The organism is Bradyrhizobium genomosp. I (2014) (assembly GCF_000261685.1).
In the GTDB taxonomy this organism is placed as follows: Bacteria; Pseudomonadota; Alphaproteobacteria; order Rhizobiales; family Xanthobacteraceae; genus Bradyrhizobium.
The window spans coordinates 24218-44948 of the sequence record NZ_AJQE01000299.1 but is presented as its reverse complement, the minus strand read 5'-3'; the positions used below and the strand labels follow the sequence as shown (position 1 = coordinate 44948).

Annotated in this window: 20 protein-coding genes and 1 pseudogene; 7 read left to right on the top strand and 14 right to left on the bottom strand. The window is 64.6% G+C overall.

Annotation, left to right across the window (positions count from 1 at the left end; genetic code table 11):
- From IC50_RS27880 to IC50_RS27870, 3 genes are all read left to right on the top strand, one after another.
- On the top strand, nucleotides 1-200 hold a 200-nt coding region (locus IC50_RS27880), incomplete at its 5' end, for a carboxyltransferase domain-containing protein (protein WP_035712286.1).
- On the top strand, nucleotides 197-1234 hold the full coding sequence (locus tag IC50_RS27875) for a biotin-dependent carboxyltransferase family protein (protein ID WP_035712284.1): 1038 nt from the start codon (nucleotides 197-199) through the stop codon (nucleotides 1232-1234). The genes IC50_RS27880 and IC50_RS27875, both read left to right, overlap by 4 nt.
- Nucleotides 1235-1266: 32 nt before the next feature.
- Entirely contained in the window at nucleotides 1267-2037 is a 771-nt protein-coding gene (locus IC50_RS27870; RefSeq protein WP_035712281.1) for a LamB/YcsF family protein, read from the top strand.
- Nucleotides 2038-2128: 91 nt separating this feature from the next.
- On the opposite strand, the gene IC50_RS42615 is transcribed toward IC50_RS27870, so the two are convergent.
- From IC50_RS42615 to IC50_RS27845, 5 genes are all read right to left on the bottom strand, one after another.
- Nucleotides 2129-2281 (bottom strand): hypothetical protein, encoded by a 153-nt coding sequence (locus IC50_RS42615; protein WP_035712279.1) that lies wholly within the window; start codon nucleotides 2279-2281, stop codon nucleotides 2129-2131.
- A 202-nt stretch (nucleotides 2282-2483) separates the two neighbouring features.
- Nucleotides 2484-4094 carry a sulfite reductase subunit alpha gene (locus tag IC50_RS27860; RefSeq protein WP_035712277.1) on the bottom strand — a complete coding sequence of 537 codons (1611 nt, stop codon included), beginning with the start codon at nucleotides 4092-4094 and terminating at the stop codon, nucleotides 2484-2486.
- Complete coding sequence (locus IC50_RS27855; RefSeq protein ID WP_035712275.1) at nucleotides 4091-5872, bottom strand: NirA family protein; 1782 nt, start codon at nucleotides 5870-5872, stop codon at nucleotides 4091-4093. Before IC50_RS27855 ends, IC50_RS27860 begins: the two co-directional genes overlap by 4 nt.
- Nucleotides 5873-6205: 333 nt before the next feature.
- Nucleotides 6206-7369 (bottom strand): CmpA/NrtA family ABC transporter substrate-binding protein, encoded by a 1164-nt coding sequence (locus IC50_RS27850; protein WP_035712274.1) that lies wholly within the window; start codon nucleotides 7367-7369, stop codon nucleotides 6206-6208.
- The gene (locus IC50_RS27845; RefSeq protein WP_035712272.1) at nucleotides 7366-7956 is read right to left on the bottom strand and encodes an ANTAR domain-containing response regulator; all 591 of its coding nucleotides are present in this window, start codon (nucleotides 7954-7956) and stop codon (nucleotides 7366-7368) included. The genes IC50_RS27850 and IC50_RS27845 overlap by 4 nt, the downstream gene beginning before the upstream one ends.
- 110 nt (nucleotides 7957-8066) lie before the next feature.
- Here IC50_RS27845 and rimO point away from each other — a divergent pair, with 110 nt between their 5' ends.
- Nucleotides 8067-9392, top strand: coding sequence for a 30S ribosomal protein S12 methylthiotransferase RimO (rimO, locus tag IC50_RS27840; RefSeq protein WP_035712270.1), 1326 nt, complete (start codon nucleotides 8067-8069; stop codon nucleotides 9390-9392).
- 28 nt (nucleotides 9393-9420) lie between these two features.
- Here the strand turns inward: rimO and IC50_RS27835 are convergent, their stop codons facing one another.
- Complete coding sequence (locus IC50_RS27835; RefSeq protein ID WP_035712267.1) at nucleotides 9421-10362, bottom strand: hypothetical protein; 942 nt, start codon at nucleotides 10360-10362, stop codon at nucleotides 9421-9423.
- Between the two features lie 228 nt (nucleotides 10363-10590).
- Here IC50_RS27835 and IC50_RS27830 point away from each other — a divergent pair, with 228 nt between their 5' ends.
- Together IC50_RS27830 and IC50_RS27825 are read left to right on the top strand one after the other, a co-directional pair.
- Complete coding sequence (locus tag IC50_RS27830) at nucleotides 10591-11232, top strand: hypothetical protein (protein ID WP_035712264.1); 642 nt, start codon at nucleotides 10591-10593, stop codon at nucleotides 11230-11232.
- Nucleotides 11233-11497: 265 nt separating this feature from the next.
- A complete protein-coding gene (locus IC50_RS27825) occupies nucleotides 11498-12694 on the top strand; it encodes an acetylornithine transaminase (RefSeq protein WP_035712261.1) in 1197 nt (398 codons plus the stop codon).
- Nucleotides 12695-12764: 70 nt separating this feature from the next.
- Here the strand turns inward: IC50_RS27825 and IC50_RS27820 are convergent, their stop codons facing one another.
- The 8 genes and pseudogenes from IC50_RS27820 to pcsA form a co-directional block, all read right to left on the bottom strand.
- Nucleotides 12765-13532: a Crp/Fnr family transcriptional regulator gene (locus IC50_RS27820; protein ID WP_050991137.1), complete on the bottom strand. Its 768-nt coding sequence runs from the start codon at nucleotides 13530-13532 to the stop codon at nucleotides 12765-12767.
- Between the two features lie 168 nt (nucleotides 13533-13700).
- A complete protein-coding gene (locus tag IC50_RS27815; protein WP_050991136.1) occupies nucleotides 13701-15986 on the bottom strand; it encodes an alpha,alpha-trehalose-phosphate synthase (UDP-forming) in 2286 nt (761 codons plus the stop codon).
- 3 nt (nucleotides 15987-15989) lie between these two features.
- Nucleotides 15990-16253, bottom strand: coding sequence for a DUF5985 family protein (locus IC50_RS27810; protein ID WP_050991138.1), 264 nt, complete (start codon nucleotides 16251-16253; stop codon nucleotides 15990-15992).
- Nucleotides 16253-16513 (bottom strand): DUF5985 family protein, encoded by a 261-nt coding sequence (locus IC50_RS27805; RefSeq protein ID WP_035712256.1) that lies wholly within the window; start codon nucleotides 16511-16513, stop codon nucleotides 16253-16255. The genes IC50_RS27810 and IC50_RS27805 overlap by 1 nt, the downstream gene beginning before the upstream one ends.
- Before the next feature lie 2 nt (nucleotides 16514-16515).
- Nucleotides 16516-16911, bottom strand: coding sequence for a hypothetical protein (locus tag IC50_RS27800; protein ID WP_050991135.1), 396 nt, complete (start codon nucleotides 16909-16911; stop codon nucleotides 16516-16518).
- A 386-nt stretch (nucleotides 16912-17297) separates the two neighbouring features.
- Entirely contained in the window at nucleotides 17298-18272 is a 975-nt protein-coding gene (locus tag IC50_RS27795; RefSeq protein ID WP_035712253.1) for a quinone oxidoreductase family protein, read from the bottom strand.
- 157 nt (nucleotides 18273-18429) lie between these two features.
- A pseudogene (locus IC50_RS43350) lies at nucleotides 18430-18564 on the bottom strand (TerC family protein); the annotation flags it as partial.
- Nucleotides 18561-19328 carry a phosphatidylcholine synthase gene (gene pcsA / locus IC50_RS27790; RefSeq protein WP_035712250.1) on the bottom strand — a complete coding sequence of 256 codons (768 nt, stop codon included), beginning with the start codon at nucleotides 19326-19328 and terminating at the stop codon, nucleotides 18561-18563. The pseudogene IC50_RS43350 and the gene pcsA, both read right to left, overlap by 4 nt.
- Before the next feature lie 84 nt (nucleotides 19329-19412).
- Here pcsA and IC50_RS27785 point away from each other — a divergent pair, with 84 nt between their 5' ends.
- On the top strand, nucleotides 19413-20597 hold the full coding sequence (locus tag IC50_RS27785; RefSeq protein WP_035712248.1) for a UbiH/UbiF family hydroxylase: 1185 nt from the start codon (nucleotides 19413-19415) through the stop codon (nucleotides 20595-20597).
- The last annotated feature ends 134 nt before the right edge of the window (nucleotides 20598-20731 follow it).

Here is a 20731-nt window from a genome sequence, read left to right as displayed (position 1 = left end):
TCCAGTGCCTCGCCGCGCCGAGCGGCTGGCATTTGCTCGGCCGCACGCCTGTCAGAACCTATCAGCTCCACCGCGATCCGACCTTCCTCACCGAACCCGGCGATCGCGTGACGTTCTTCGCCATCGACCACAAGACGTTCGCGGAACTGGACCGCGCTGCGGAAGCCGGCGAGATCATCGCCGAGCAGGTGGTCGCATGAGCCGGCTCATTGTTGCCAGCATCGGGCCCGCGAGCTCGGTCCAGGATGGCGGCCGCCACGGCGCGCAACGCTACGGCCTGACGGTCAGCGGAGCCATGGACCGCCTGTCGCTGGCGGCGGCGAACACGCTTGTCGGCAACGAGCCTTTCGCGGCCGCCGTCGAGATCGGCCCTTTCGGTGCCACCTTCACCGCCCGCGGCGGCGCCGTCCGCGTTGCAATCGCTGGCGCACCGCGCAATGCGGACGTCGCAGGCAATCCGGTCGCGATGGACACATCGGTGACGCTGAAGGACGGCGAGACGCTGACGCTGGGTTTTGCCCGCGGCGGCGCCTTCACCTATCTCGCGATCGAGGGCGCCATCAAAGGCGAGCCGGTGTTCAACAGTCTCGCGGTCAATGCCCGCGCCGGCCTCGGCAGCCCCTACCCGCGCCCGCTCCAGGCCGGCGACGAGTTCGGTGTCGATGCCGCGAGCGGTGCGCCGGAGCTTCGGATCGAACTGCCGAAGCCTGCGACAGGTCCGATCCGGGTCCTGCTGGGTCCGCAGGATGACGAGTTCGACGAGGCCAACAAGGCGATGTTCCTGAACAGCGAGTGGAAGATCTCCGCAACCTCCGACCGGATGGGCTACCGGCTCGAAGGGCCCCCGATCAGGCATCTGCACGGCCACAACATCGTCTCCGATGGCACCGTCAACGGCAGCATCCAGGTGCCCGGCAACGGCGCGCCGATCGCGCTGATGATGGACCGCGGCACCTCGGGCGGTTATCCGAAGATCGCAACCGTGATCACGGCCGATGTCGGCCGTCTCGCCCAGACCTCGGCGGGAACCGCGTTCCGCTTCAAGGCTGTCAGCATGGCCGAAGCGCAGGACGAGGCGCGCAAGTTCGCGCAGTTGATCCGCAGCCTGCCCGATCACCTGCGATCTGCCGATGCCGTCGCGCTCAACATCGAGGCGCTCAGCGATGCTAACGTTGCGGGCTATGCGGTCAGCGCGGTCGACGCCGGGACCTGGCAGGTCACGGCGGAGCCCTGAGCGACAACAAGATCAGAGGCGGAGAGCAACCCATGAGAACAGTCGATCTTAATTGCGACCTCGGCGAAGGTTTTGGCGCGTGGGAGATGGGCAACGACGCCGCCATGATCGAGCTGGCGAGCTCAGTCAATGTCGCCTGCGGCTTCCATGCCGGCGACCCCGACATCATGCGCCGGACGGTCGAGCTGGCGAAGGCGCGCGGCGTCTCGGTCGGCGCGCATCCGGGATATCGCGACCTGCACGGCTTCGGCCGGCATCCGATCGCGGGGCTGAAGGCCTCGGAGATCGAGAACCTCGTCGCCTACCAGATCGGCGCATTGCAGGCGATCGCGACCGCCGCCGGCTACAAGGTCACCCATGTGAAGGCGCATGGCGCGCTCTCCAACGTCGCCTGCGAGGACGACATGACGGCGAAGGCGATCGCCGCCGGCATCAAGGCGGTCGATCCCGGCCTGATCTTCGTCGTGCTCGCCAATTCGAAGCTGGTGAAGGCTGGCGAAGCGGCCAATCTGCCGATGGTGCACGAGGTATTCGCCGACCGCGCCTATGAGGACGACGGCAACCTCGTCTCGCGCAAGAAGCTCGGCGCGGTGCTGCATGACGCCAGGGCGATCGCCGACCGCGTGGTGCGCATGGTGCAGGACGGCGCGGTCGTCTCGGTCACCGGCAAGGTCATCAAGATGCGCACCGATACGGTCTGCATCCACGGCGATACGCCCGGCGCGGTCGAGATCGCGCGCGGCGTGCGTCAGGCGCTGAAGGATGCGGGGATCGAAGTGGCGCCGTTCAAGCGCGGGGTGTGAAGTTCGTCGTCATTCCGGAATGGTGCGAAGCACCGGACTACGGTGCGCAATTGCGCACCTGAGTTCGGCTTCGCCGCCCCGGAACGATACCTCAGAACGGGTGTACCGACAGTGTGCCGAACACGATCGCGGCGATGACGGCAAAGGCGCTGTAGAGCGCAACGTGGTGCAGGCTCGCCCCGGTCCGACGCGAGAGCGAGCGCGCGTAGAAGTGCAGCCTGGCTTCCGCCGATAGTTCGCGCATGGTCGATCTCCAACGCCCCATGTGCGAGAGTATGAAGGATCAACCCGGGGTGCCGGCAAGACGCCGACTGAAATAGCGATGAGCTTCTTCCAGGAACCCCGATCGCAGATGCATTTTCTCCCCACCGGCGGGTTCCGAGAATCTTATTCGCTCAAATCCGAGCCAGTTGGAACCGGCTCGGATGATGCTGGAGTGACAGCACTCAGTAGACGTCCGCCTGGAAGCGGCCGGTCTTCTTGAGCTCGGCGACGAAGCTGACGGCCTCGTCCGTCGACCGCGCGCCGAACTGGGCGACGATGTCGACCAGCGCGCGCTCGACGTCCTTGGCCATGCGCTTGGCATCGCCGCAGATGTAGAGGTGCGCGCCTTCGGCGAGCCACGTCCACAGCTCGCGGCCAACCTCGCGCATGCGGTCCTGCACGTGGAACTTCTTTTCGCCGTCGCGCGACCAGGCCAGCGACAACCGCGTCAGTTGGCCCGACGTCTTCATCGCGTTGAGTTCTTCCTGGTAGAAGAAATCGCAATCGCTGCGCTGGTGGCCGAAGAACAGCCAGTTCTTTCCGGGAGCGCCGGTCGCCTTGCGGTCGAGCAGGAAGGCGCGGAACGGCGCGATGCCGGTGCCGGGGCCAATCATGATGACGGGCGTCTTCGGGTCCTGCGGCAGGCCGAACCCGTGCGCCTTCTGCACATAGACCTTCAGCTTCTCGCCTTCGGCGATGCGCTCGCCGAGGAAGGTCGAGGCGACGCCGAGGCGCTTGCGCTTGCCGATGACGTAGCGCACGGAATCGACGGTCAGCGACAGCCTTCCGGGTGTGGCATTGTGCGACGACGAGATCGAGTAGAGCCGCGGCTGCAGCGGCTCCAGCGCCTCGACAAAGGCCTCGGGATGCGGCCGCGTGCCGGAAAATTTCTGCAGCGCCGCCATGACGTCCAGGGTGGCGGCATCGCCATCGGGATCCTCCCCCTGCGCCAGCGCCCGCGCCTTCTCGCGGGCTGCGCCGCCGGTGATGAAGGAGATCAGCTCGAACAGCGTGTCGGGCGCCGGCGACAGCGAGACGTCGTCGATCAGCACCTCGCGCAGCGTCTTGCCGTTGACCTTGGTGGTGTGGGAGGCGCCGAGCAGCGCGATGATCTGGTCGACGAGGCCGACATCGTTGCGCGCGAATACGCCGAAGGAATCGCCGACGACGTAGTCGAGCTTGCTCTCGGAGAGGTCGAACTCGATGTGATAGGTCTCCTTCTCCGACTTGCCCTTGTTGAGAAGACGGCGCGACAGGAACGTCGCCTCGGTCGGATTGTCGCGTGAGCGGCCGGGCTCGGCGATCGTCACGGTCACGGCCGGCGCCGCCACGTCCGGCTTGTCGGCCGATTTGGCCACTGGGGCCTTGTCGAGCTCCTCGTACAGCGACTTCAGCATCCGCGCGGTTTCCTTGCCGCCGGGGACACAGAGGTTGAGCCGTGCTTCGCTGCGGCTCGCGATCGCTTCCGAGTAATCGTGGCAATTGTAGCCGCACTGGCCGCAATCCTGCTGCGCCATCGCCGCCATCATCTTGCGGCGTACGGGGCGGCCTTCGGCGAGCTTCATCCGCTCGGCAATCGGCATGGTCTGGTCATGCCATGGCGCCTCGCCGTCGTCGCCGTCGCCAGCCGGGCCTTGCATGACGGCCGCGCCCTGCTCCGCCGACAACGGCATTGCGACATCGGGCGACAGCAGTCCGGCGAAGAAGCCGTTCAGCCAGGAACGCTGTGCATCGGAGAACGGTGCGCTTGCGGGAATGAGGTCGAGTTTTGGCGGAGGGGTGATCTGGTTCATGCGGACACCTGTGCGTCGGCCAGCTTGCGCAGCGTCTCGCCGTCATGGCGGCGCGCAAAGGACAGGAACGTTTCTTCGGGAGACGAGCGATGGGCGATGTAGGCCTTGAGCAGTCCTTCGACCGTCTTCGGCGCGTCCTCGGCCTTGAGGTCGTGATAGACCTCCTGCCCGACGTCTGCGTCGGGGCCGAACCCGCCGCCGGTGAAGAGGTGATAGCCCTCGACCGTGTCTTCCTCGCCGACCGGCACACGCGCGCCGATCAGGCCGATGTCGCTGATGTAGTGCTGCGCGCAGGAATGATGGCAGCCGGTGACGTGGATGTTCACCGGCTTGTCCATTGCGACGCGCGGCTCGCACCAGTCGCCGATCTCGGCGGCGTGGCGCTTGGTATTGGCGGCCGCGAAGCGGCAACCGGCATTGCCGGTGCAGGCGACAAGGCCGGCGCGGATGTGCGAGGCCTCCACGGCGAGCCCGATCTGCCTGATGGCCGCGCTCGCAAGCTCGACGTTCTCGTCGCGCACCCCTGAGATCAGCAGGTTCTGCCAGACCGTGAGGCGGATCTCGCCGTCACCGAGATCCCGCGCGAACTTGGCGAGGCCCCGCATCTGATCGGAGGTGAGCTTGCCGAGCGTCAGCGATACGCCGATCCAGTTGAGGCCCTCCTGCTTCTGCTTGTGCACGCCGACATGGGCCATGCGGTCCGCCGCAGGCCGTGGCGCAAACGCCTCTTCCGGCACGCGCGTGAACGGCGTCTTCAGCCGCTCTTCGACCAGCTTGAGAAAGCCGTCATGGCCCATCGCGTCGAGCACGTATTTCAACCGTGCCTTGTTGCGGTTGGTGCGGTCGCCATGGTCGATGAACACGCGCACGATGGCGTCGGCGACGGCGGTCGCCTGCTCCGGCTTGACGATGATGCCGGAATATTTGGCGAAGTCCTTGTGGCCCGTGATGCCGCCGAGGCCGAGGCGGAACCAGATTCCGGGCTCGACGCCGAAACCGTCCTTCACCTCGTACGCGGTGAAGGCAATATCGTTGGTCTCCTCCAGCACCGCGATCCTGCCGGCACCGTCGAAGGCGACGTTGAACTTGCGCGGCAAGCCGTAGAGCGAGCGGTCGTTGAGGATGTGGTAGTGCCACTCGCGCGCATAGGGCCGCGTGTCGATGATTTCCTGCGGGTCGATGCCGGCCGTCGGCGTTCCCGTCACGTTGCGGATGTTGTCGGCACCCGAGCCGCGCGAGCACAGGCCGAGGTCCTGGATGCCCTCGAGCAGCTTGATCGCGTTCTTCGGCGGGATCTCGCGGAGCTGGAGATTGGCGCGCGTCGTGACGTGGCTGTACGGGCCGCAGAGCTCGTCGGCGAGATCGGCAAGGCCGGACAGCTGCCAATGCTTCATGATGCCGTTCGGAATGCGCAGGCGGCTCATGTAGGAGTCCTGCGTCGGCGCGACATAGAAGATGCCGTAATAGCGCCATCGGAAATTGTCCGCCGGGCTCGGCGGGGTGTTGTCGAGCGCCTGCTGGCGCAGCCGCGGATAGGCGTCGAAGGGATGCTCGTCGCGCTTGAACTTCTCCTGATCGGCGAGCTTCCTGCCCGACGCGATCACCTTGTCCTGCGCCTTGATGTGCACGGCATCGGGACCAACGGGCTCGGCATTCGCCTTGCCGGCTCCCGCGCCGAGACCGCGGCCGACCCGGCTGATCTGCAAGCCGGTCGTGAAGCCTTCGAGGTAGCGTTTCTGCTCGTCGGTAAAGTCGACTGAGAGCGTATCGATTTTCATGGTCGGTAACGAAGCTCCTGCGGCCACCAGAGTGGCTTCGACGGATTGGCGACCCGCAAGGAACTCGGCTGGCTGCTCAGGGGCCGGCTTCGTTACTTGCGGTCCGATCAGCTTCGTTGCTGCGGGACTTGGCTCAGCAGGCACCTGTGACAAGCTGGCCGCAGTGCAACATTCAAGTTGCGTGCCAGCTGGATCGAAATGAAAACCGACGTTATTTCAGGCTGTTAGGATAACATCGGGGAGATGCCGGTCTGAGAGCTCTCCCGAAATTCGAGCAGTCAGCCCAAACATTAGCCAACGAACATGCGCGCTTAAAAATAAAGCAGGCCCGAATCAGGCTTTCCAGCGGCCAACCTCGAAGGCCTCGAGATGCCCCTGGATGTTGTCGGGATCGAAGACAGGCCCGGCGAAGGCGCCGAACGCCGCGGGAGCTTCGGAGGGCGCCTTTTTGCCGAGGGCTGCGTCGTAAAGGTCGGGGCTGAACACCGCCATCGCTGTCCTGACGCCGTCCGGGGTCAGAGCCGTCTGCCCCCAGCGCACCATCTGAGCATAGAGCCAGGCGGCCTGGACCGGGTCCGGGCGCCCTGCTCCCTCGCGTCCAACGAGGAGATAGCGGCCGCTTTCGCGGAAGGTGCCGTCGGGCGAGATCTTCAAACGTCCGTCGAGCGTGCGCTGGATGACCTCGGCATCGACCCCGATCCGTTCCGGCTGTGCCAGGATGCGCGCCGCCTCGGTCCGGTTCTCTGGGTGCTCGATGAACTCGGCAGCCTTCACCGCCGCACGGACCAGTGCTGCAACGACATTCGGATTCTTGTCGGCCCAGGCCTGGCGGACGGCAAGCACCTTCTCCGCCGCACGGACCAGGATGTCGGAGACGAAATGCAGGATGTGACCGATGCCGAGATCGACCGCGATCGAATTCCAGGGCGCGCCGACGCAGAACGCATCGACATGGCCGTTCTTGAGGCTGTCGACCATATAGGGCGGCGGCAGCACCACGAGGCGCACGTCCTCATCGGGATCGACGCCCGCCGCGGCCATCCAGAACCGCAATTGATAGTTGTGGGTGGAGAACGGGAAGGTCATGCCGAAGGTCAGCGGCTCGGCCCCTGCCTTGCGCCTGATGGCAACGACCTTCGCCAGCGCTTTCGCGGTCGCCATCGGGTCGAAACGATCGCCGTCGATCACCTCCATCAGCGCGGCATGGAGCGCCGGCGACACCGTGATGGCATTGCCGTTGATGCCGAGATTGAAGGGCGCTGCGATCGGCACCTTGACGTGACCGAGCCCGAGCGAGGACGCGATCGCCACTGGCGCCAGCAAATGCGCAGCGTCGAACAGGCCGATATTGAGCTTGTCGCGGACGTTGGACCAGGAGACCTCGCGCACCAGCTCGACGTCGAGCCCCTCAGTGGCGGCAAATCCCTTGTCGACCGCGACGATCAGGGCGGCGGCATCGACCAGCGGAATGAACCCGATGCGGAGGGGAACGGTCATTTCAGCATCTCCGACGCGGTGATGATCGACTGCGCGATCTCGCCGATTTTCTTCTTCTCGCGCATCGCGGTGGAGCGTAGCAGCACATAGGCCTCGTCCTCGTTGAGGCCCTTCACCCGCATCAGGATGCCCTTGGCCTTCTCGATGACCTTGCGGTCCTCGAGTTGCGACTTGGTCCGCTCGAGCTCTTCCTGGAGCTTGGCAAAGGCGTTGAAGCGGGACACGCAGAGGTCGAGGATGGGCTTGATGCGCTCCTTCTTCAGCCCGTCGACGATATACGCGGACACCCCGGCCTCGACCGAGGCCTGGATCGAGGCGGAATCGCTCTGGTCCACGAACATGGCGATCGGCCGCTTCACGGCGCGGCTGACCTGGAACATCGCCTCCAGCACGTCGCGGCTGGGGTTCTCCAGATCGATCAGGATGATGTCGGGGTCGACCGCATAAATACGGGCGAGCAGGCTCTGCATCTCGCTGATATGGACCACCTGCGTGAACCCGGCCTCCCGCAACCCCTCCTCGAGGATCGCAGCCCGAATCGGGCTTTCGTCGACGATCACGATTTTGGGCGACTGTTCGGCGCTCATGGCTCACTCGCGGCAGCTGATTCATCCATAGCACGCCGGAACGCCCTGCAAAGGGTTGTAATTGTGGGCAATTGGGACTAGCTCAGGCCCGTCAATCAGGCAGATCAGATATGGATCAGACGGCTGCGCCCAAGGTCAGCTTCGTGTCGCTCGGGTGTCCCAAGGCATTGGTGGATTCCGAGCGCATCATCACGCGCCTGCGCGCGGAGGGCTACGAGCTCGCCCGCAAGCATGACGGGGCCGACATCGTCATCGTCAACACCTGCGGCTTCCTCGACAGCGCCAAGCAGGAATCGCTGTCGGCGATCGGCGAGGCCATGGCCGAGAACGGCAAGGTGATCGTCACCGGCTGCATGGGCGCGGAACCGGAAGCGATCGAGCAGGCCTATCCGGGCGTGCTCTCCATCACCGGTCCGCAGCAATATGAGAGCGTGCTGGACGCCGTGCACCGCGCGCTGCCGCCCGCGCACAATCCGCATTTGGATCTGGTGCCTCCGCAGGGCATCAAGCTGACGCCGCGGCACTACGCGTACTTGAAGATCTCCGAGGGCTGCAACAACCGCTGCACCTTCTGCATCATCCCGAAGCTGCGCGGCGACCTGGTCTCGCGGCCCGCCAACGACGTGCTGCGCGAGGCCGAGCGGCTGGTCGGCGCCGGCGTCAAGGAACTGCTGGTGATCTCGCAGGACACCTCCGCCTACGGCGTCGATCTCAAATACGCCGAGAGCCCGTGGAAGGACCGCCAGGTCCGCGCCAAATTCCTCGACCTCGCGCGCGAGCTCGGCGAACTCGGCGCCTGGGTCAGGCTGCAATACGTCTACCCCTACCCGCATGTCGACGAGGTCATCGCGCTGATGAACGAGGGCAAGGTGCTGCCCTATCTCGACATCCCGTTCCAGCATGCGAGCCCCGAGGTGCTGAAGGCGATGAAGCGTCCGGCGGCGCAGGACAAGACGCTGGCGCGGATCAAGCGCTGGCGCGAGGAATGTCCCGATCTCGCTTTGCGCTCGACCTTCATCGTCGGCTTCCCCGGCGAGACCGATGCCGATTTCGCCTATCTGCTCGACTGGCTCGACGAAGCCGAGATCGACCGCGTCGGCTGCTTCAAATACGAGCCGGTCGCCGGCGCCACCTCGAACGCGATCGAGAACCCTGTGCCCGAAGAGGTCAAGCAGGAGCGCTACAACGCACTGATGGCCCGCCAGCAGAAGATCTCCGCGCGCCGACTGAAGCGCAAGGTCGGCACGCGGCAGCAGATCATCATCGACGAGGTCGGCCCGACCGTCGCCAAGGGCCGCTCCAAGGCCGATGCGCCGGAGATCGACGGCGCAGTCTATCTCTCCAGCCGCCGCCCGTTGCGCGTCGGCGAGATCGTCACGGCCAAGATCGAGCGCGCGGACCAATACGATCTGCACGGCAGCGTCGCGGGGTTCTGAGGCACTCCGCCATTGCGAACGGATGCTGTCACGCCAGCCATTTCGGCACCCAGCGTTCCGGGCGCGGAGCGCGGGCGAGATCGGCCTTCGCCTCGGATAGCAGCGCCGGTTCGCCCTCGATGGTCGGACGCACATCATATTCGAAGCTCGGCATGACGCGCCCGTCGGCATGGAGGCCGAATTTCATCGCGTACCACAGCCCGAGCTCCGGTTGGGCGCGGCGCATCTCCTCGCGCAGATCGCGCAGCAGGGATTCGATCGAGGCGGCTTCCTCGAACGCCTGCGGCCCGCGCGAAAGCACGCGCGCCTCGTACTGCTTGCCGACGATCGCGACCTCGAAATGCGTCGTGTCCCAGGGCTTCTTGCCCCTGGGCAGATGCGCGGCCAGGCGCCAGCCGAGCTCGGCCATCAAGCGGTGATTGGCCCAATAATCCTCGCGATCCCTGCTCCATTTTTCAACGAAGCCGCGGAAGTCGGGCAGGTCCGGGGCACCGTGGTCACATATCGTCCTGTCGCCAGCCGGCTGCCTGGCAAGCCATTGTGCAAGCTCGACCGTCTGACACGCGACATCCTCGCGCGGCCGCAGATCGCTCCAGGCGCTGTCGAACTGCCGGGACGTCAGCTTGGCGAGCAAGGCATCGAAGCTTGGCGCCAGCAATTCGTAATCGCCCTCCGACCCCAGTCCCACGATCGGCGGATTGTCGCGATCGAGACCGGCGCCATACCAGCCGCCGACGGCAGAGCCATCCGGCAGCCGCATGAACAGCGAGAACCTGTCGCGCAGGGAACTGCCGTCGACGATCGGCGCGGAATCGGAAAACTGGCCTTGCAGGGAGAAGCAGCCGACGCTGCCCCAGGGGCGCCCCTCGAGCCAGGCGGCGAAATCGACCAGCAGCGGCGGCGCGTCGATACCCGGCGGAAATGCGCCGCGAATGCTGTCGAGGTCGATTGGGTAAGACGTGTCGGACAAGGCTGAAACTGTCTCGTTGGTCCCCGCCACTCTTGGTCTGAGCCGCCGTGCGTCCGGTTCGAACCAATTTGCGTACATCGATCACAAACGCGCCAGCGGCGCAATGGTTTCCACGGGGCCACATGCGAGATTGCCTGCGCACCGCAACGTGACACTATAGTGCATTCACGCAGGGGTCACGGACTCGGCCTAACTCTGCCCGCGCTTCAACGCGAGCGAGGAACGAGGATGAGCCGCCTCTCGGACATGCTGCGCACGCAGCGCTTCGACGATTACCGCTTCTACCACCAGAGCACCGTCAACCAGACGCTCCACCTGATCAGCGCCGTCATCTTCCTCGGCTGTTACGCCCTGCTGTTCAAAGATCCCGCCATTGCTGGCATCGTCGGCTGGCTCGCGATGCTGACGCGGCAGACCGGACATTTCTTCTTCGAGCCGAACGGCTATGACGCCGTCAACGACGTCAGCAACGATTACAAGGAGGCGGTCAAGGTCGGCTACAATCAGGCCCGCAAGATCGTGCTGCTGCTGGTCTGGGGCAGTGCGCCGCTTGCGCTGTTCGCCTTTCCGACGCTGTTCGGACTGTTCGATGCGCCGGCCGCTCGCCTCGACTTCATCCGGCATGTCGGCACGCTCTGGCTCGCGATCGGCATCGGCGGCGGACTTGCGCGCATGCTCCAGCTCTTCGCCACGCGCGACGTCACGACCGGCCTGGTGTGGGTGTTCAAGGTGCTGACCGACCCTTTCCACAACATCGCGCTGTACTGGAATTCGCCACTCAAGCTGATGCGCGGCGAGCTGATCGACACCGCGATCGCGGACGCGGATTGGGGCGACGTGGACCCCGAAGAAGCCGCGCATCCGACCTGACCGATGCACGCTCGGCGGGTGACCCGCGAAATGCCTGCTTGACACGTCCTGCTATTCGGCTGTAGGGACGCGCCTCATGATCAACTCTCGGACCCACCGCCGCGCAGCTTTCCGTCGTCGCACCCGCGACGATGATGGGTTGCGCCATGTCCGACGACGCCGCTGAAGCACTAGAATTCAGCCAGTTTTCGAGAAGGCCGCACCCGCAAAGTGCGGCCTTCTCGTTTTTGCGTCCATTTTCCACCTGCCCCCAGAGGAGTACGACATGACCACCGCCACCCATCCGTATGACGCGCTGATGGACATCACCGCACGGCCCAAGGCCGTGTTCGTCCGCGGCGCCGGCTCCTATCTCTGGGACGACAGTCGCAAGCGGTATCTCGATTTCGTGCAGGGCTGGGCCGTGAACTGCCTCGGCCACTCCCCGCCCGCGATCGCTGACGCGCTCGCCGCGCAGGCCAAGCGGCTATTGACGCCGAGCCCGGCGTTCTACAACGAGCCGAGCCTCAAGCTTGCGCAGGCACTCGTCGAGAACAGTGCGTTCGATCAGGTGTTTTTTGCCAATTCCGGCGCGGAGGCCAATGAAGGCGCGATCAAGCTCGCGCGCAAATTTGGCAGCCTGCACAAGGGCGGCGCGTTCGAGATCATTACGTTCGAGGGCGGCTTCCACGGCAGGACGCTGGCGACGATGTCGGCCTCGGGCAAGAAGGCGTTCGAGCCGCTGTTCGAGCCGAAGGTCGCCGGCTTCAAGAAGGCGAAGCTCAACGACATCGGCTCGGTCGAAAGGCTGATCAGCGACAACACCGTTGCGGTGATGCTCGAACCCATCCAGGGCGAGTCGGGCGTGTGGCCCGCGACCGATCAGTTCTTGCGGCAGCTGCGCGCGCTCACCGAGGCACACGGTCTGCTGCTCATTTTCGACGAGATCCAGACCGGGATGGGCCGGACCGGCAAGCTTTTCCACCACGAGCACGCCGGCATCGCGCCCGACATCATGACGCTCGGCAAGGGCATCGGCGGCGGCGTGCCGCTCGCCGCGCTGCTCGCAACCGAACGCGCTTCCTGCTTCGAGCACGGCGACCAGGGCGGCACGTTCAACGGCAATCCGATCATGTGCGCCGCGGGACTTGCGGTGCTCGAGGAGGTCGGCAAGTCCGACTTCCTGAAGGCGGTCACCGAGACAGGCTTGCTGCTCGAAAGCGAACTCCAGAAAGTCTCGGCGCGGCACGGCCTCGGCGGCGTGCGGGGACGCGGGCTGTTGCTCGCGCTCGACCTCAAGCTGCCGATGGCGCCAGGCATCGTTGCGCAGGCGTTCGAGGCCGGCGTGCTCCTGAACGCCCCGCAGCTCGACACGCTGCGCTTCATGCCGGCGCTCAACGTCACGCGAGCCGAGATCGCCGAGATGATCGATTGTCTCGACGGGATCCTGACCAAGGCCGGCGCGGCAAGACGCGTGGCGTAACATTGGTCTGAGACGGCGCCGTCGCACATGACGCGCGGCGGCTTTCGCCGTTGCAGCTCCGGCAGCCACGTCACATGACACGATGGTCGTGTTGGGGCATGTCGCGAAAGATCCGAAAGCGATCCTTCAGAATTGTTTCGCATTCGCAGGCTTGCCGACGCAACCCGGCCATGTCCCGGATTCGAATGGCGCCACGTGAGCCTTCGATGATGCCTTGCGCCTCGAAGTTCGACAGTGCCTTGGACACCCCCGGCCGCCTGACGCCGAGGGCCGACGCAATCATTCCATGCGTCACGGGAACGCGGTCGCTCCCGATGCGATCCTGCGCGAGCAGTATCCATCGGGCCGCGCGCTCGGAGATTTCGTGCCTGGCATTGCACAAGGCAATCTGCGCATTGAGCGCGATCAACACCTGCACGTATCTGAGCAGATGCTCGCGTGTGGCTGGGCTTTGCTGCAGGATGTCGCGAAACGCGGTAGCTTCGATGCGCAGCGCACTTCCGGGAACACGGACGACGCTTCGCTGAATCGTCTGCATCGTACCGAGCACCAGCGACACGCCGACAAATCCGAACTTGCCGACGACAGCCACTTCAACCTGTCCATCCCTGGCGGTTCGAACCATGCGCGAGACCACGCCTGACTCGATGAAGTAGGCTGCATCCGGATACCGCAAGGCCTCCTGGAGGATATCGTTTCGCTTCAGCGGGACCGCCTTCAGGTGCGGTCGCAACAAAGCGAATTCCGCCTCAGGCAAGGTCGCCAGAAGCGCGTTCTGGACCGTAAACGGTACCGCACCGGCACTGCGGATGGATCTCGATGTCTCTGGATCGTGCATATCCTGCACTGGCCTTCGATCTGCAATCGGCACGACGGTCGCTTTCGCGGTCGAAGCACCCCTCGGCATCGTCGGGAAACTAACCTTCGATCCCCCGTCTGCATTGTGACATAGTAGCGCAGACTTCAGGGACGAAGCCGCAACCGACGATTTGCCCGAAATCATACGTCAGCCGCCGGCGTGCTTCTTTCTGGGCGGTGCAGGCCAAACCGTCCGCGTCCCTGCCTCCATCGAATGCGCGTTCTCGCCGGATTCGGTCAGGGCGACGATCCGCTCGCGGGTGCGGCTGCGCGCAGCGTCGACCAGCATGGTTCCCGCCCAGCGGTAGACGTTGTTCTCCTTGACCTGCTGTCGCATGAGCTTCATCCGTTCGACCTGCTCGTCCAGGGGCATGGTCATGGCACGCTTGATCGCGGCGGCGAGCTCTTCGGTGTCGTAGGGATTGACGATCAATGCTTCGGACATCTCGCGCGCCGCGCCAGTGAAGCTCGACAGCACGAGCACACCCGCATCGTCATCGCGGCAGCTGACGAATTCCTTGGCGACGAGGTTCATGCCGTCATGCAAGCTGCCGACGACACAAACGTCCGCGGCGCGGAACAGCTTGAACACGTCGCTCGATTCGTAGTGCCGCACGATCAGCCGAATGGGGGCCTGACCATCCGGGTGACGGCCGTTGATCTCGGATGCGAGGTCCTCCGCCTCCGACTGCAGCCGCGAATATGTGCCGAGCTTGCTGCGCGTCGGTGCCGCGACCTGAATGAAGACGAGCCGCCCTTTCCAGGATGGATCGCGGGTCAACAGCGCGTCGATCGCCCGCATGCGGTCGGGTATGCCTTTGGTGTAGTCGAACCGCTCGACGCCGACGATCACCTTCGTCCCCTCGGCAAGATCGAACCTGGCCAGGATTTCCGCCCGGCACTCGTCCCGCCCCGGCACTCCCGCGAGCGCGTTGGGAGGCCATTCGATCGAGATGGGATAGGCACGAATCCTGGTCTCATGGCCGCCAAGACTGACGGCCTGAACTTCGCGGTCAATCCGGCTCTCCACGAAACGGTCGACGCACTCGACGAAATTGTTGCAATGGAACTGGGTATGAAATCCGAGGATGGTGCTTCCCAGCAAGCCCTCGATGATCTCGCGCCTCCACGGGCAGATGCTGAATGTCTCTGCATTGGGCCATGGAATGTGCCAGAACGAGATGATCGTCGCCCGCGGCAAGCGCTGGCGGATCATCTTCGGAACGAGCGCGAAGTGATAGTCCTGCACCAGGACGACCGGGTCCTCGGTCTGCGCCTCGGCAACGACTGCGTCCGCGAAACGCTGATTGATCTGCTGATACGTCCGCCAATCATCGATCCGGAACGACGGCCGTACGAATACGATATGGCACAGCGGCCACAGCCCCTCGTTGGCAAAGCCGTAATAGTAACCGTCCTGCTCGGCGTCCGAGATCCAGACGCGGCGTAGCGCATAAGCGGGCGAGCCTTCCGGGACTCTGATCCTGTCGTTCGCATCGACGGTGTCTCGATCCGCGCTGCCGCTACCGTGGGCGATCCAGGTGCCGCCGCAAGCCCGCATGATCGGCTCCAGCGCCGAAACCAGCCCGCTCGCGGGCCGCTGCACGACAACCCCGGCATCCGTCCGGTTGTGGATGTACGGCTCCCGATTCGATACGACCAGCACCTCGGCGCTCGGCAACACGCCGTGAAGCAGTTCCTGGAGTGCTCCGGGGGTCCAGTCGATCTGGTGCGTCAGGCTGAAATCTTCAGTTCGCCGGAGCAGCTTGTGGATCTCACGGTCGATGGCAGATCGGCTCGCCGCGAGCCGCTCGCCTGCCCTGCCCAGGCGCACCTCGTCGACCGCGCGCCTGAGCGAACTCATCCAGCTGCGCAGCATGAAGATCGCGAATATGATGGTGCCGACCGTCAGCACCAGGACGACGCCCGCCAAAGAGGCAAGCAGGTAGGCCACTACCTGGCTGGAGCGCGCGCTCGCAAAGCTCAGGTCGGTCAGGATCACGAGGTAGGATCGACCTGTGCTGCCGCCGACGGGGAAAGCAGCCACGAGAATTCGCCGGCCTCCGCTGACGATGTCGGAAAAGCTTTCGGTCTCGGATCTCGCGATCTTGTCGCATTCGAAGCTCGCGGGCATTTCCGGCGTCGAGGCGACCAGCGTTCCCGTCTCGCTGCAAAAGCCGACGGCCAGGATCTTCTTGTCCAGCGCCACCCGCCGGAACAGATCGTTCAGGCGATTCCATGACTGATCCTCGACGTTACGGTCGAGAAACGGCTGCATCGTATTGAAGACGAGCCTGGACCTCGCCTCGACGTCGCTCCGCGACCATTGCTGAACGACTCCTCCCGTGAACGGAGAAATGCCGAATGCGACGATCAGCGCGACGGCGAGGCCGAAAGCGCCGAAGCGGAGAAAGTCCTTGAGCCTGATCGACATCACTCAACGGAACCGGTTCTTGAGCGTGATCGCGGCGATGATCAGCGCGAACATTGCAAGCCTCAGCACGTAGAACACCGGTTCGAGCTCGTTGGAAGCCTCGGTGAACCCGAGAGCGGCGCGCGAGACCGTGTCGATCGCGAACGCCAGCCCGAACAGCAGAAAGAAGATGTCGGAAGTCTGACGCCAGAATTTCATGAAGAACAAACTCGTCGCGAACGAGGCCATAGCCACCGCTCCGGACAAGACCGCGGACAAATTATTCATCATGATTCAGTGTCCCAGATCAATCCGTAGAGAAGTATGGTCATCGCGATGAGTGCGACGAACAGGCGCCATGCAGACAGATCGACATCAGGCAGCACGACCTTGTCGAGCACCAGGATCACGTTGTTTGCGGCCAGGCCGACGAAGCACAGGCCGCTCCATAACAGGAGTCGGTATCGTTCTGAACGGTATGCAGCGAGCAACAGACCGGCGCAGACTGCCGATGTCGCAGCGCATAGTCCGTAGATGAACGCAGACATCGTCACGACCCCTTCCGAAATTTGAAGGCGTCGGCAAATGAGCCGATGCGGCGAGGTTTCGAATGGACGAGATTCGTGACGGGGATTAGATGCCGCGAATAGACTTCCAGAAGCTGCTCGATCATTGCGAGATTCTGCTCTGGAACGCCGTCGAGGGCGTAGATTTCGTCGGTACAGGTCAACAGCTCGGAGGCACAAAGACGGCTCAATGCTTCGGCGGCCTCCGCCTCGCTGATGTACAGTCGCCTCGCAAGCCGTGCTGCGCTCCACTGCGATTGCGGGTCCGATCGAATGAGAAGAAGCGCTTCGATTTGAGCCACGGAATCGATTCGCTTCAAGATGAAGCTGCGTAGTTCGTCGGAAACGTACTGATCTGCCATAGTGAGCGGCGCAAACATTGCATTTCGGCAAGGCATGCCTGCCGACGGTCGCGATCTTATTTATCGCCGACGTCTTGCGGTCGTTCGGTGTTGCACGTCTGACAGACAGACCGCACCACCATGCGCCCCGCAACTGCGCGCCGTTCGTGCAGATGTGGGGTCCTTGTCGCGCAGAGCGCGCAATACGCTTCCGGATACTTGAACTCCGCCTTTGCCGTGCTGGCCATCTTGCTCCCCCTCGCGCCAAACGTCAGTCGCCCAAAGCCGCAATCACGATGGAATCGTGGCGACTTCGAGAACGTGATGTGCTGGAAGCGTGAACGCAATCGGGCGTTAGGCACAATCTGTCTGATACCGTACCGAGAATTTGTCGGGATCGCGCGCCGTATTCCGCACCCGGTCTTTTATGGCTTCAGGATCGACGCGCCCGTGGTCTTGCGGCTCTCGAGATCGACATGGGCTCGCGCGGCGTCCTTCAGCGCGTAGGCGTGGTTGATCGGCACGTGCAGCTTGCCGTTGATGACGGCGGAGAACAGCGTGTCGGCGCCTTCCAGCAGTTCCTTACGCGTGCCGATATAGTCGTTGAGCTTCGGCCGCGTCGCGAACAGCGAGCCGTGATTGTTGAGCTCGGCGATCGAGAACGGCGGCACCGGACCCGAAGCGTTGCCGAACGAGACGAACATGCCGCGCGGCCTCAGGCAGGACAGCGAGCCCGGAAAGGTCGCCTTGCCGACGCCGTCATAGACGACGTCGCAGCCCTCGTTGCGGCTGATCTGCTTCACGCGCGCGACGAAATCCTCCTCGTTGTAGAGGATGACGTGATCGCAGCCATTGGCCTCCGCAAGCTCGGCCTTCTCGCGCGAGCCGACCGTGCCGATGACATGTGCGCCGAGCGCGCTCGCCCATTGGCAGGCCAGGAGGCCGATGCCGCCGGCGGCGGCATGGATCAGCACGCGGTGATGCGGCTCGACCTTGAAAGTCTTGTGCAGGAGGTACCAGACGGTCAGCCCCTTCAGCATCAGCACGGCGCCCTGCTCGTAGGTGATGTGGTCGGGCAGCTTGACCAGCTTCTCCCATGGAATGTTGCGCTCGCCGGTGTAGGCGCCGAGATTGTGGTAGTAGGCGACCCGATCGCCGGGATGGAAATGCGTCACCCCGGGCCCGACCGCTGTGACCTCGCCCGAGGCCTCGTTGCCCGCGATGAAGGGCAGCCCCGGCGCCTTGTAGAGACCGGTGCGGTAATAGACGTCGATGAAGTTGAGGCCGACCGCATGCTGGCGGATGCGCACCTCGCCGGGCCCCGGCGCCGGCACGTCGACGCTCTCATAGACCAGGGATTCTGGGCCTCCGACCTGGTGCACACGGACGGCTTTGGTCATCGCCTGACCTCCTCTTCTCACCGGCAAGCGAAAGACATCGCGCCCGCCTTGTCAACTCGACGCTGCCTGGAATGCCTGAACCGGGCGCTTGCCGGTCTTCCGGCGGTTGCGCTTGGCCAGCATGTGGAAGAATTCGACCGCCGCCCAGAACGCAGAGGTACGCCTGCTGCTCCGGGATGCGCGAGACGATCACCGACAGGAAGATGGCGTTGTCGATGCCGAGCGCGATCTCGAGCGAGGTCAGGGTCGGCTGCGCAGCCCATGCCTCGGGGCTGGTGATCAGATGCATCATGCAAAGGATCTTGCGAAGCGGATCAAGGCGTCGCTGAAGCTGATCCACAGCGCGATGGCGCAGAGCACGACGGTCACGCCGGTGCCGACGCGAAAATCCATCGCCAGCGTGTGGAGGCCGAGCACCGCCCAGAGCGCAATCAGCGACATCGTCAGCCAGCGCAGCCGCACGACGCGGACCGGATGCAGCACGTGGAACGGCACGAAGGTCAGCACGACGAGCGCGGCCACCAGCAGCGTCGACCAGATCGGCGGCCAGTGCAGCAGGAACAGGTAGAACGCTGCCGCATTCCACAGTGCCGGGAAGCCGCGGAAGTGATTATCGTCGGCCTTCATGCGCAGATCGGCGAAATATAATGCGCTGGTGACGATGATGGCGACGCCGAGCAAGGGAGCAGCGACCGGCAGCAGCATGCCGCTGGCCACGATCGCATAGGCCGGCACGAAGACATAGGTGACGAAGTCGACCACGAGATCGAGCACGTCGCCCGACCAGTTCGGCTGCACGTTCTTGACGTCGAGCCGGCGCGCGATCGGCCCGTCGATCGCGTCGATGATCAGGGCGACGCCCAGCCACTGAAACATCGCCGCCCAGTGCTCGCGCACGGCCTCCAGCATCGCCAATAGCGCGATCGCCGCGCCGAACGCGGTGAAGATGTGCACCGAGAAGGCCGCGGCGCGGATCGCCGGTCTGGGCTTGAGGGAATCCTGCTGCGTATCCATGGTTCCTGCTATCAGAATGCGACCGGTTTGCACATCCGCCATTGCGGCGCACGATCGCAATTCGCCATAAAATCAGGCAAAATCAGCGGGCTTGAATTTGCCGCGGGGCGTGTCATTTGTCGTGCCATGACAGACGCATCGACACTCCATGACGTGGCCGTGATCGGCGGCGGACCGGCGGGACTTGCGGCGGCCATCGCACTGGCGCGAGCGGGTGCACGGACCGCGCTGGTCGCGCGGCGCGTGCCCTACGCCGACAATCGCACCACCGCGCTGCTCGGTGCCTCCATCGACCTGCTGGAAATGCTCGACGTCTGGTCGCGCTGCAAGGACAAGGCGGCGGCGCTGGAGCTCATGCGCCTCGTCGACGACACCGGCCGGCTGTTCCGCGCGCCGGAGGTGCGGTTCTCCTGTCACGAAATCGGCCTCGACGCCTTCGGCTACAACATCGACAATCGCTCGCTGATGCTGGCGCTGGAAGAGCGCGCGACTGAGTTGCCCAACCTCATCCGCTTCGATGAGGAGGCCGAAAACGTCGTCATCGAAGCCGACGACGTCGCGGTGCGCACGGCCTCCGGTCAGTTTCTCTCGGTCCGCCTGGTGGTCGGCGCCGACGGCCGACACTCGCTGTGCCGCGAGGCCGCCGGCATCGCAGTGACGCGGCGCGAGTTGAACCAGACCGCGCTGACCTTCAACGTCCGCCATGCCCGGCCGCATCGCAACGTCTCGACCGAGTTCCACACACCGCACGGTCCCTGCGTGTTCGTCCCCCTGCCCGGTGAGCGCTCCAGCATCGTCTGGGTCTCGGTGCCTGCGGAAGCCGAGCGGCTTCGCGGCTTGAGCGATGAGGAACTGTCTGCCGCGATCGAGAGGCAGTCGCATTCGATCCTCGGCCGCATGACGGTGGAGCCCGGGCGCAACCTGTTCCCGCTCGCGATCGAGCGACCGAAGTCCTTCGGCCGCGACCGCATCGCGCTGGTCGGCGAAGCCGCCCATGTGGTTCCGCCGATCGGCGCCCAGGGCCTCAATCTCGGTCTGCGCGATGCCGCCGACATTGCCCGGCTCGCGAGCGAAGCCGTCGCGTCGGGACAGGATCCCGGCGCGGACGAGGTCATCGAGCGCTACGACCGCGCGCGGCGGCCGGACATTTTGAGCCGGACTTTCGCGATCGACATCGCCAACCGCTCTCTGCTCAACGATTTCCTGCCGCTCCAGCCGGTCCGCGCCGTGGGTATGCACCTGCTCGGCGCCATCGGCCCGCTCAGGCGGTTTGCGATGCGCGAGGGGCTGACGCCGACGTGGCGGCGGTAGGCAAGCAACCAGGCGGCGCTGGATGCCGTGTGATGGATTCGCGGCGGGCTCGGTGCGCCTCTCCCGCGGGAGAGGTCGGCGCATAGCGCCGGGTGAGGGCTTCGTCGGGATTTTCTCTGCAGTCTTTGACGATC